Origin of the sequence: Streptomyces sp. SID14515, assembly GCF_010548505.1 — a bacterium.
Taxonomy (GTDB): domain Bacteria; phylum Actinomycetota; class Actinomycetes; order Streptomycetales; family Streptomycetaceae; genus Streptomyces; species Streptomyces caviscabies.
Window position 1 is genome coordinate 16,215 of the sequence record NZ_JAAGMH010000023.1, and the last position, 11,174, is coordinate 27,388.

Annotated in this window: 8 protein-coding genes; 2 read left to right on the forward strand and 6 right to left on the reverse strand. The window is 73.6% G+C overall.

Features of this window, described 5'->3' with window-relative positions; genetic code table 11:
• Window positions 1-85 precede the first annotated feature (85 nt).
• The 5 genes from G3I54_RS04040 to G3I54_RS04060 form a co-directional block, all read right to left on the reverse strand.
• On the reverse strand, window positions 86-1,984 hold the full coding sequence (locus G3I54_RS04040) for an ABC transporter ATP-binding protein (protein WP_164611161.1): 1,899 nt from the start codon (window positions 1,982-1,984) through the stop codon (window positions 86-88).
• Window positions 1,981-2,886 carry an ABC transporter permease gene (locus tag G3I54_RS04045; protein WP_164611163.1) on the reverse strand — a complete coding sequence of 302 codons (906 nt, stop codon included), beginning with the start codon at window positions 2,884-2,886 and terminating at the stop codon, window positions 1,981-1,983. Before G3I54_RS04045 ends, G3I54_RS04040 begins: the two co-directional genes overlap by 4 nt.
• Before the next feature lie 5 nt (window positions 2,887-2,891).
• Window positions 2,892-3,836: an ABC transporter permease gene (locus tag G3I54_RS04050; RefSeq protein WP_164611165.1), complete on the reverse strand. Its 945-nt coding sequence runs from the start codon at window positions 3,834-3,836 to the stop codon at window positions 2,892-2,894.
• 1 nt (window position 3,837) lies between these two features.
• Window positions 3,838-5,460: an ABC transporter substrate-binding protein gene (locus G3I54_RS04055; protein WP_164611167.1), complete on the reverse strand. Its 1,623-nt coding sequence runs from the start codon at window positions 5,458-5,460 to the stop codon at window positions 3,838-3,840.
• Between the two features lie 535 nt (window positions 5,461-5,995).
• Window positions 5,996-7,201, reverse strand: a complete 1,206-nt coding sequence (locus G3I54_RS04060; RefSeq protein WP_164611169.1) for an ROK family transcriptional regulator — start codon at window positions 7,199-7,201, stop codon at window positions 5,996-5,998.
• 521 nt (window positions 7,202-7,722) lie between these two features.
• Here G3I54_RS04060 and G3I54_RS04065 point away from each other — a divergent pair.
• Together G3I54_RS04065 and G3I54_RS04070 are read left to right on the forward strand one after the other, a co-directional pair.
• A complete protein-coding gene (locus G3I54_RS04065; protein ID WP_164611171.1) occupies window positions 7,723-8,667 on the forward strand; it encodes a TauD/TfdA family dioxygenase in 945 nt (314 codons plus the stop codon).
• A gap of 141 nt (window positions 8,668-8,808) precedes the next feature.
• Entirely contained in the window at window positions 8,809-10,434 is a 1,626-nt protein-coding gene (locus G3I54_RS04070) for a PucR family transcriptional regulator (RefSeq protein ID WP_137232064.1), read from the forward strand.
• A gap of 22 nt (window positions 10,435-10,456) precedes the next feature.
• Here G3I54_RS04070 and G3I54_RS04075 read toward each other — a convergent pair.
• On the reverse strand, window positions 10,457-11,174 hold a 718-nt coding region (locus tag G3I54_RS04075), incomplete at its 5' end, for a glycosyltransferase family 4 protein (RefSeq protein WP_164611173.1).

Consider the following 11,174-nt stretch of genomic DNA (forward strand, 5'->3'; position numbering starts at 1 on the left):
GTGGCGGCAGTGCGGCGGACGGCCGGGAGCGGCAGGAGAGCCGTCGACGCTCCCGTACATGCGCGTCCGGGCGCGCAGCAGGCGTTCACGCGAGCACCTCGGACTTCTTCGGCACCGGTTTCACGAGTACGGGTACGGGCTCAGGCGCCGCTGCCAACAGGGCCCGGGTGTACGGGTCCTGAGGGTGCTCGCAGACCTCGTCGGCGCTGCCGGTCTCCACGATCCGGCCCCGGTGCATGACCGCGATGCGGTGGCTGACCTGGCGGACGACGGCGAGGTCGTGGGCGATGAAGACCAGGGCGAGGCCCAGATCCCGCTGGAGGTCGGTGAGCAGGCCGACGATCTGCGCCTGCACGGAGACGTCGAGCGCGGAGACGGGTTCGTCGCAGATGAGGACGGACGGGTCGGGGGCAAGCGCCCGCGCGATGCCGATGCGCTGGCGCTGGCCGCCGGAGAACGAGCGCGGGTGCCGGTCGGCGACGGCCGGGTCGAGACCGGCGAGCGTGAGCAACTCGGCGACCCGGGCCTCCCGCTCGTCCCGGTCGCCGAGACCGAAGGCGACCAGCGGCTCGGCGACGATCTGCCCGACGGTCATCCGGGGGTTGAGGGAGGCGTAGGGGTCCTGGAACACCATCTGGACCTGCCGGCGCACCGCGTGCAGCGCCCGCCGCGAGGGCCGGGTGACGTCCTCGCCGCGCAGCCGCAGCGTGCCCCCGTCCGAGGGGTGGGCGTGCGCCAGCACCCGGGCCAGGGTCGACTTGCCCGAGCCGGACTCCCCCACGATGCCCAGGGTCTCCCCCTCGGCCAGGGTCAGCGACACCCGGTCCAGCGCGGTGAACCCGGCACCCCGAACGCCACGCCGCCGGTACGTCTTGACCAGCCCCTCCGCCTCCAGCACCACGGCCCCGGGCGCGGGCCGGTCGATCCGGGCGGGCGGCGGGGGCGCGGGCAGCGGTTCGGTGCGCCCGGCGGCGGGCAGGCAAGCGGCCCGCACCCCGTCGGTCAGCTCGACGAGCGGGGGCGTCCCCGTACGGCAGCGGTCCTCGACGAGCGTGCAGCGCGCGGCGAACGCGCAGCCGTCGCCGAGCAGCGCGAGGTCGGGCGGGGAGCCGGGGATGCCGGTGAGCCGGGTGCCGGAGGGGGCGGAGAGCCGGGGCACGGCGGCGAGGAGGCCCGCGGTGTACGGGTGGCGGGGGCGGGTGAGGACCTCGGCGGTGGGCCCGTCCTCCACGACGGTGCCGCCGTACATGACGAGGACGCGTGCGCAGGAGCGGGCGACGACGCCCATGTTGTGGGTGATGAGGACGAGGGCGGTGCCGGTCTCGCGGTTGAGGTCGGCGAGGAGGGTGAGGATCTGCTCCTGGACGGTGGCGTCCAGCGCGGTGGTCGGTTCGTCGGCCAGCAGGATGTCCGGTTCGCCGGCCAGGGCCATCGCGATGAGGATGCGCTGGCGCTGCCCGCCGGAGAACTGGTGCGGGTGGCCGTCGATACGGCGGTGGGGTTCGGGGATGCCGACCCGGTCGAGGAGGTCGACCGCGCGGGCCCGGCGGGCGGCGCGGTCGCGTTTGCCGTGGGCTCGCAGCACCTCGTCCAGGTGGCGGCCGACGCTCAGCACCGGGTTCAGCGCCGTCATCGGGTCCTGGAAGATCATGCCGATGCGCGCACCGCGTACCGCCCGCAGCTCCTCGTCGGTGGCGGCGGCGAGATCGTGGCCGTCCAGGAGGACGGAGCCGGTGGCGAGGCGGCCGGTGCCGGGCAGCATCCGGGTCAGGGCGAGCGCGGTGGTGGACTTGCCGGAGCCGGACTCGCCGACGACGGCGAGGGTCTCGCCCCGGCGCAGGGTGAAGGAGAGGTTGCGCACGGCGTGCAGGGGCGAGCCGTCGGGGCCGGTGAAGTCGACGCCGAGGCCGCGGACTTCGAGGAGTTCGCGGGCGGTACGTCCAGGGGCCTCCCCCGGCGTGAGGTCCTGGGACAGGGCGGTCATCGGCGTATCTCCCGGTTGAGCGCCTCGGCGATGAGCGAGAGTCCGAGGACGAGCGCGGTCACGGTGATCAGCGGCCCGGCGGCGAAATGCGGGGCCTGGTCGAGGTAGGGCATCGACTGGCTCAGGACGGAGCCGAGCGTCGGCTCCGGCGGCCGGACGCCCACACCGAGGAAGCTCATCGCGCCCTCGATGAAGACGGCGACGGTCAGCGACACGGCGATCTGGACGATCAGCGGGTCGGCGGCGTTGGGCAGGATGTGCCGGACGAGCACCCGGGGGCCCGAACTGCCGCCGACCCGGGCGGCGGTGACGTACTCCCGCTCCCGCTGGACGAGGATCCCGCCGCGCAGCAGCCGCCCGAACGCCGGGATCTCGGCGAGCGCGATGACCAGGACCACGGGCAGTCGGCCGGGGCCGAGGATCGCGGTGACGGCGAGCGCGAGGATCAGGCCCGGGAAGGCCAGGATGAGGTCGAAGACCCGCTGCACGAGGGTGTCGGCGACCGGGTGCGCCGCCGCTGCCAGGGCGAACAGGCAGCCTAGGGCCGCACCGAGGGGGACGGCGATCGCGATGATCCCGAGGTCGGCGCGGATGCCGTACAGGACCCGGCTGAGCAGGTCGCGGCCGAGGTCGTCGGTGCCGAGCGGGTGGCCGGGCGTGCCGAGGGCGGCGAGGCTCTGGCCGCTCTGGTCGGTGGGCCCGTGACCGGCGAGGAGCGGGGCGAGCAGTCCGGCGAGGACCACCACGCCGACGAGGAGCAGGCCGGTCCGGGCGCGGGCGGTGGAGAGCGCGGCGCGGTAGGGGTGGCGGGGGCGTACGGCCTTACGCGCGCTCACAGGTTTCCGCAGGCTGTCGGGCAGGGCCTCCGGGGACGCCGGGGCGAGGTCGGGGGTCGAGGTCATGGCGGTCACTCCCACCTGATCCGGGGGTCGAGCCAGGCGTACACGAGGTCGGTGAGCAGTTGGACGACGACGAACACGGCGACCAGGAGGAGCAGCAGGTCCTGGACGACGGGGTAGTCGCGGCGTTGGAGGCCCTGTTCGGCGAGCTGGCCGAGGCCCGGCCAGGCGAAGATCGCCTCCACCAGGACGGCTCCGCCGAGCAGGTGTCCGGTCTGCATGCCGAGCAGGGTGACGACGGGCGGGAGGGCGTTGGGCAGCGCGTGCCGCCACAGCAGCCGGCGCGGGGCGACTCCGGCGGCCGTGGCGGTGCGGATGTAGTCCTCGGCCAGCGCGCGTTCGATCCCGTCCTTGAGGTAGCGGCCGAGTACGGCGGCGCTGGGCAGGGCGAGGCAGAGCGCGGGCAGCAGCAGGTACTGCGCGGCGAGGTCGGGTGCGGTGAGGAAGGCCACCCGGCCGCCCGGCGGCAGGACGCCGAGGACCACGGCGAACAGCACCACGAGGAGCACTCCGCTGACGAACGGCGGCACGGCGAGCGCGGCGGTCGTGGTGACCCGGATCGCGCTGCGGACCCAGCGGCTGCGCGAGACGGCCCCGAGGATGCCGAAGGCCGTACCGAGCACGATGACGAACAGCAGCGCGGCCACGGTCAGTTCGGCGGTCGCGCCGAGCCCGCCGCCGATCAGGTCGGAGACCTCGCCGCCGATCGCGTACGAGGGTCCGAGGTCGCCGGTGAGCAGCGAGCCGATCCAGCGGGCGTACTGGGAGACGAGGGGCGCGTCGAGGCCGAGCCGGTCGCGGATCGCGGCGACGGTGGCCGGGGAGGCGTCGGGCCCGGCGAGGGAGGTCGCGGGGTCGCCGGGGACGAGCCGCAGGATGGTGAAGATGAGGAAGGAGGCGGCGAACAGGACGAGGAGGGCGGAGGGCAGCCGCCTCAGCAGGTAGCTGCGCATGTCACACCAGGTAGGCGTCGTCGAGGTTGAGATAGGAGAACTTGTTCTGGGTGACGCCGTGCAGCCGGTCGGCGCTGACCTCGACCTGGCCGCGTACGACGAGGTCGATGATGAACGCCTCCTCCAGCAGGATGCCGGAGATCTTCTCGTGCAGGGCGTTGGCCTCGGCCACGCTCGACTCCGGCTTCGTCCAGGCCTCTCGGACGACCTTCGTGTACGCCGCGGAGCGGTACTTGGAGGTGTTCTTGGCCTCGTTGAACGGATAGGCGCTCACCGCGAGCGTGGAGGGCTGGACCTGGGCGAAACCGTGGCCCATGGACCACAGGGCGGGCATCTGCTGTGAGATCAGCTTCTTCTGTGCGGTGGCCCCGTCGGTCGGCTCCAGGGTGACGTGGACGCCGATCTGCTTGAGGTCGTACTGGATGGACTCGGCGATGGCGGTCTCGCCGGGCAACGCGATGTGCAGCAGCGGCAGTTCGAGCTTGCGATGCCCGGCCGATTTCAGCAGCTCGCGGGCCTTGCCGGGGTTGTGGGTGTAGTGGGTGCGGTGCGCCTCGTCGAAGGCGGGCGAGGACTTGGGCCACGGGGCGGCCGAGGCGATTCCGTAGCCGCCGAGGGTCTGGGCGAGGAGCCGCTCGCGGTCGACGGCCCAGGCGAGGGCCTGGCGGACGGTCCGGTCGTTCAGCGGGGCGACGGTGGTGTTGACGCCGAGGTAGGCGGCGCCCGCTCCGGTGTCGTAGTCGACGATCTTCAGCCGGGAGTCGCTCTTGACGACGCCGAGGCTCTTGCCGGGCACATGGAAGGAGAGCTGGGACTGGCCGGAGCGCAGGGACGAGATCAGCGCGTCGGCCTGGGGTATGACGCGCAGTTCGACGCCGTCGAGGTAGGGGCGGTCCGGCTGCCAGTAGCGGTCGTTGCGGGTCAGGGTCAGGCCGGAGCCGGGGCTCCATTTCTTCAGCCGGAACGGTCCGGTGCCGATGAGCTTCTTTCCGGTGACGGCGTCCTCCACGCTCTTCTCATCAGTGATGATCATGAATTCGAAGAGGTCGAAGAGGTTGTTCACCGGGTGGGCGAGTTTGAGCACCAGCTCGTGGTCGCCGCGCTTCTCGAAACCGGTGATCGCGGCGGCCGTGCTGCGCAACTGGGCGGCCCGGACCGGGTTCTGGAGGTTCTTCACGGCGAAGATCACATCGTCGGCGGTGAAGGCCCGGCCGTCGTGGAAGGTCACGTCGTCGCGGAGGTGCAGGGTGATGGCGCGCCCGTCCTTCGCGTACGTCCAGGAGGTGGCGAGCTCCGGCTTCGGGGTGAGGTCGTCGTCGTAGCGGGTGAGGGTGTTGTAGATCAGCCGCTGCTGGAGGGACTGGCCGCTCTGCGCGAACAGCAGGGCGGGGGTGAAGTCGGCGTTGATGGCGACGCTCAGGATGCCGCCGCGCTTGGGCGCGTCGCCGGCCTCCTTCGGGTCGGACGAGGCCTCGGAGACCGCCGAGCGGCAGCCCGCCAGGCCCAGTCCGAGCAGCAGGGAGCCGCCGCCCGCGGCACGCAGGGCGGTGCGCCGGGAGGGCCCGGCGGACGGGCGCGGGAGCGGGGACGAGGACGGGGGCGGGGTGGGGTACAGCTCGGTCATCGGAGCCTGCCTGTGACGGTGAGGGACGGAGGAGAAGGGCTGGAGCGGAAGAGCTGGAAGGAAAGGGCCGGAGGCAATTAATTCCGCTGCGGGAGCAATTGAACGGGGCGATGCGCACGCCGGAACGCACGCGGGTACGGATTCGGGTTCGGGTGTACGGGTGCGGAGGCTCAGGCTCCCGTGCGGTCGAGGACGTACGGGAGCGGCGCGGGATCACGCGGAAGCATGCCCGACGACGGGTCCGGCGACGGGCCTGACGACAGGTCTACGGAGCTACGGAGAGCGCTCGGATCTCAAGTGCGCAGAGGCGCGATTCGGCACGGAGAGCCGGACCGGGCACGGCGAACACGCGGGGGTCCGGGGTCAGTTGCGGACGGCACAGACCGCGCTGGCCTGTCGACAGAGGTCGACGTGCCTGCGGGAGACGAGGCGCATGTCCGGGTTCACGGGAGCAATATGACAGCGGCCTCGCCGGAAGGTCAACCCGGTCTGTCCGGATCCTGGTACGAAAACACCTCGTGTCCGCTACGCGCGGCTACCGGTCGAAGGTCGTCAGCGGGCTCCTGAACAGCGGATTCAGCAGAATCGTGCCGCCCGCGACGGGCAGGACGGTCATCCCGGCATGCGGACCGACGATCCGTTCGGGGTCGCCGCAGACATGGGACAGGTCGACCGCGGCGCCCCGGATCTCCTCCAGATACTCCGGGTTGAGCAGGCTGGAGTGCTCGGTGACCACGACCAGATCCGGGTTGAGGACGTCGAGCAGCAGCGCGGTGGCCCGGCCCACCGCGCGGGCCCGCTCGCGCAGCAGCCGGTCCGCCCGCCGGTCACCGGCCGCCGCCGCGTCCACCAGCAGGAACACATCGGCTTCGGGCACGATCCCGCGCCGCACGGCGGTCCGGCCGACCGCCACGTTGGAGGCCGTCGCCTCCAGGCAGCCGGTGCGGCCGCAGGGGCAGGCGACCGTGGAGTCCGGCACGGGCAGATGGGCGACGTCCCCGGCTCCGGAGCCCGGCCCCTGGTGGACCACCCCGGCGATGCCCAGGGCGGCGTCGACGACATTGCCGATGAAGAGATGGACCAGGCTGCGGCGCGCCGCCGGGTGTCCGAAGAGGATCTCGGACTGGGCGATGGCGCGGGCGTGGTTGTCGATGCGGACGTCGATTCCGCCCAGGCCGCGGGAGAGTTCGGCGGCGAGCGGCCGCTGGTGCCAGCCCAGCGTGTCGTGCCGTACCGCCGTGCCGAGCGCGGGATCGACCCAGCCGCCGAGCGCCGCACCGACCCCCAGCAGCCGGCGGCCCCGGACCGCCTCGTCGAGGAAGGTCCGCAGCCCGGCGAGGACACGGCCGGACAGGTCGCCGGGGTCGATGCCCTCGTGCGCGAAGGTGCGGCGGGCGAGCAACCGGCCCCGGAGATCCAGCAGGCCGAACGTCGACCCGGGCACCCCGATGTGGACGCCGCCGGCCACCGGCCCCTCGGCCTCACCGGTGTTCAGGTCGACCGGGATCTGCGGTCTGCCGACGCCGCTGCTCTCCACCAGCTCGGGCAGTTCACGGACCAGACCGAGGCGGACGAGATCGGTGCACTGGCGCGAGACGGCGGCGGGGCTGAGACCGGAGAGGGCGGCGATCGACCGCCGGGCGACGGGCCCGTGGTCGAGCACCACGCGCAGGACGGTCGCGGCGTTGGCCTCGCGGCGGCCGTCGCCGGCGGTCCGGAACAGCTGGGGGGCGGCGGTCATGGGGGCCTTCCTTCGGTCCTGCGCCACGGGCGGCGCTCGCAACGTTACGGCGGCGTGAAATCGCGCGGGGGCCCGTGCCCGGTCGTGGGACGGGGTGCCGAACCGGTCCGGAATCATGGAGACAACCGCAGGTCAGAGGCATTCCGGCGGTGCGTGCTCGGACGGGTTCCGGGCCGTGCGCAAGCGCCGATTCAACCACCGCCGGATGCGGGCAGGGAGGCGGGCCGGTGCTTGACGTGCGGCGCGGGGCGCTGGAATTCTCCGGGGCATGTTCGCGACGGCCGTTTCCGACGCGCGGCCCGCCCACGCCGGCCGCACCGCGGCAGTGGCCGCGTGTCCGCGCCGCTGTACCGCCGGCTGATCTGCCGCTCGGCTCCACACTTTCTCGGCGTGCCACACCGCACCCGCGTCACTCCCCTTCTCCTGTCCGCACCCACGCCCTGCCGGACCCCTCCCTGCCTCAATTAATTCCGCTCCAAGATTAATCAATGGTTGGTCTTGGCTCCCGAAAGGAATCCGCCATGTCCTCGGCAACCACCGCCACCGCCTCCACCGTCACCGTCCAGAAGGTCGGCGGCCGTCTCGGCGCCGTCATCTCCGGCGTACGGCTCGGCGGCAACCTCGACGCCGCGACCGTCGCGGAGATCCGGTCCGCGCTGCTGGCCAACAAGGTCGTCTTCTTCCGTGGCCAGGACCACCTGGACGAGGAGAGCCACGAGGCGTTCGGCCGGCTGCTCGGCGCCCCGGTCGCCCACCCCACCGTCCCGTCCGCCGACGGCCGTTACTCCCTCGGCATCGACTCCGACCACGGCGGCCGGGCCAACCAGTGGCACACCGACGTCACCTTCGTGCCCGCCTACCCGGCCTTCTCCATCCTGCGCGCCGTCGTCGTCCCGCCCTACGGCGGCAACACCCTGTGGGCCAACACCGCCACCGCCTACGACGGGCTTCCCGAGCCGCTGCGGGTCCTCGCCGACTCGCTGCGGGCCGTGCACTCCAACGACTACGACTACGCGGCGCTGCGCCCGCAGGCCGTGCCGGAGGCGCTGAAGCAGTACAAGGAGGTGTTCACCTCGACGAAGTTCCTCACCGAGCACCCGGTGGTGCGGGTCCACCCGGAGACCGGCGAACGCGTCCTGCTGCTGGGCAACTTCGTCCAGCGGATCGCCGGACTGACCGGCCAGGACTCCCGTACGCTCCTGAACCTCTTCCAGTCCCACATCGAGCGCCCCGAGAACACCGTGCGCTGGCAGTGGCAGGTCGGCGACGTCGCGATCTGGGACAACCGCGCCACCCAGCACTACGGCGTGGACGACTCCGACGCCCACGAGCGCAAGCTCCGCCGCGTCACGGTCGACGGGGACGTGCCCGTCGGCGTCGACGGCCGCTCCTCCACGCTGATCTCGCCCGAGGAGGTCCCCGACCCGGCGTTCGGCATCGCCTCCGGAGCGTCCACGGCGGCCTGACCACGAGCTGACCACGGTCGTCACGCCTCCCCTGCCATGCGCACCCGGGCTCCCGGGCGGTAGCGTCCTGAACAGGACAGTCCGGATCAGGACGACCGCCCGGGAAGCGGGCAGGACACCAGGGGAAAGCGGGCCGGGTACGTGGAGAGCCACAGCGGAATCACCGTGCAGCGGGCGCTGGAGCTGCCGGGGCTGCGCGCCGGGCTCCCGGAGGTGGTGGCCGGCGCCGACCGGCTGAACCGTACGGTGCGCTGGGTGCACGCGGGCGAGGTACCGAACATCGCATCGCTCCTCAAGGGCGGCGAGCTGCTCCTGACCACCGGCCTGGGTCTGGGCGCCCGCCCCGCCGAACAGCGCGCCTTCGTCCGCCGCCTCGCCGACCGGGGCATCGCGGCCCTGGTGGTGGAGCTGGGCCCGCGGTTCGGCCGGCTGCCCGCCTCCATCGTGGACGCCGCCCGCGCGGCCGGGCTCCCGCTGGTCCAGCTGCACCGCGAGGTGCCGTTCGTCGCGGTGACCGAAGAGGTGCACACCGAGATCGTCAACGGGCACTACGCGCTGCTCCAGCAGGCGGAGGAGGTGCACCGGCGCGCCACCCGGGCGCTGCTGGACGGCGGCGGGGTGCCGCAGGTCCTCGGGATCCTCGCCGACTTCACCGCCAACCCGGTCTTCCTGGAGACGCCCGACGGTCAGCTCCTGTACGCGGCGTCCACCGGCACCGGCCCGGTGGGCGCGGACCCGCTCCAGGTCTGGGAGGGGATGCGCGGCGACCGGGCGGCCCGGGAGAGCCCGCCGACCGGTGCGGTGCTGGTGGACGTGCCCGGTGGCGGGCCCGAGACCGGTTCGGTACGGGCGCGGCTGGTGCTGCTCGCGGTGTCCGGGCCGCTGGCGACCGTGCACCGGATGGCGGCGGAGCGTGCGGCGGGGCTCCTCGCCGTCGTCCTGATGCAGGCCCGGCAGGAGGAGGAGCTGGCCGCCCGGGGCCGGGGCGACTTCCTCACCGACCTCGCGGAGGGCCGGATCGCCCCGGAGGACGCCCCGGCCCAGGCCCGGGTGCTCGGCTTCCGGCCCGGCGACACCCCGCTCCTCCCGGTGGTGATGCGGCTGGCCCCCGAGCTGTCGCCGTCGGGCAACTGGGCGCTGCTGGCCCGTGCGGTCCTGGAGGAGCTGGCCTCGGTCGGGGTGCCGGTGCTGCTCGGCGTAAGGCCCGTGGAGGGGCGGGTTCCGCTGCTGCTCGGGCTGCGTTCGGAGGGCGAGCGCACGGCGGTCGCGGACCGGGTGGCGGCGGCGCTGCGGGCGGGCGTGGAGCGGGCCGGTCTCGACCGTGCCGGTTCGCAGCCGCCGGTGGTCGTGGTCGGCGTACCGGGCGGCTGGGCCGCGGCGGGCGCGGGGCTGCGGCACGCCTCGGAGACGGCGACGGCCGCGCAGGGCCTGGACGACCGGCCCTGGTACGACGCCCGGCGCCTCGACATCGACCTGCTGCTGTGGCGGCTGCGGGACCATCCGGACCTGGCGGCGTTCGTGAACCGGGCGATCGGCCCGCTGCGCGAACACGACCGCACCTCGCGCCCGCCGTTGCTGCCGACGCTCCAGGCCTATCTGGCGCACGCGGGCCGCAAGGCGGAGACCGCCCGCGAGCTGCACCTCAACCGCCAGACGCTCTACAACCGCCTCGCCCGGATCGGCGAGCTGCTGGGCACGGACCTGGACGACCCGCAGACGGTACTGGCTCTGAGCCTGGCGCTGCGGGCCCGCCGCCACACGACCTGACCCGGCCGGGGTGCGCGACGGCTCAGCGCGTCCGCCCCGTCGCCAGCGGCTGCGCCAACTCGTCGTAGACGCTGAGCACATGGGCGATCGTGTCGTCCTCGGTGGGCCAGCCCGCCGCCTGCACCCGCCCGGCCTCGGCGAGCCGGGCGCGCGCCGCCGGGTCACCGAGCAGCCGCACGACCGTACGGGCGAGGGCCTCGGCGTTCCCGTACGGCACCAACTCGGCCGCGCTGCCGACCAGTTCGGGCACGCCGCCGACCGCGGTGGCGACCAGCGGCACCCCGGCCCGCAGCGCCTCCTGCGCCAGCAGGGAGCGACCCTCCCACCGGCTCGGCAGCAGGGCCAGGTCGGCGGTGGCCAGCAACTCACCCACCCCGTCCCGGCGTCCGATGAGGGTGACGGGCAACTCCTCGTCCCTGATCCGCCGTTGCAGGGCGCCCCGGTCCCGCCCCTCCCCCGCGATGACGAGCAGCGGTACGGGGTCCAGGCGCCGCCAGACGCGGGCCGCGTCCAGCAGGGTGCCGAAGCCGTGATGCGGTACGAGACTGCCGACGGCCATCAGCAACGGCCGGTCCACCGCGCCCAGTTCGGCCCGCACCTTGCCGTCGTCGTCGGCAGCGGCGGCGTCGGCCGGGCGCGGCTGCGGGACGGCGATGGGGGCGAGCCGGGCGTCGCGCGCGCCGCGCTCGCGGGCCCGGTCCACCAGGTCGGAGGAGGGGGCGAGGACCACGGCCGCCGCC

What these genes read in the sequence shown, in the direction of transcription:
- G3I54_RS04040 (WP_164611161.1), bottom strand. Translation starts at nt 1,984, where the DNA reads ATGACCGCCCTGTCCCAGGACCTCACGCCGGGGGAGGCCCCTGGACGT.
- G3I54_RS04045 (WP_164611163.1), bottom strand. Translation starts at nt 2,886, where the DNA reads ATGACCTCGACCCCCGACCTCGCCCCGGCGTCCCCGGAGGCCCTGCCC.
- G3I54_RS04050 (WP_164611165.1), bottom strand. Translation starts at nt 3,836, where the DNA reads ATGCGCAGCTACCTGCTGAGGCGGCTGCCCTCCGCCCTCCTCGTCCTG.
- G3I54_RS04055 (WP_164611167.1), bottom strand. Translation starts at nt 5,460, where the DNA reads ATGACCGAGCTGTACCCCACCCCGCCCCCGTCCTCGTCCCCGCTCCCG.
- G3I54_RS04060 (WP_164611169.1), bottom strand. Translation starts at nt 7,201, where the DNA reads ATGACCGCCGCCCCCCAGCTGTTCCGGACCGCCGGCGACGGCCGCCGC.
- G3I54_RS04065 (WP_164611171.1), top strand. Translation starts at nt 7,723, where the DNA reads ATGTCCTCGGCAACCACCGCCACCGCCTCCACCGTCACCGTCCAGAAG.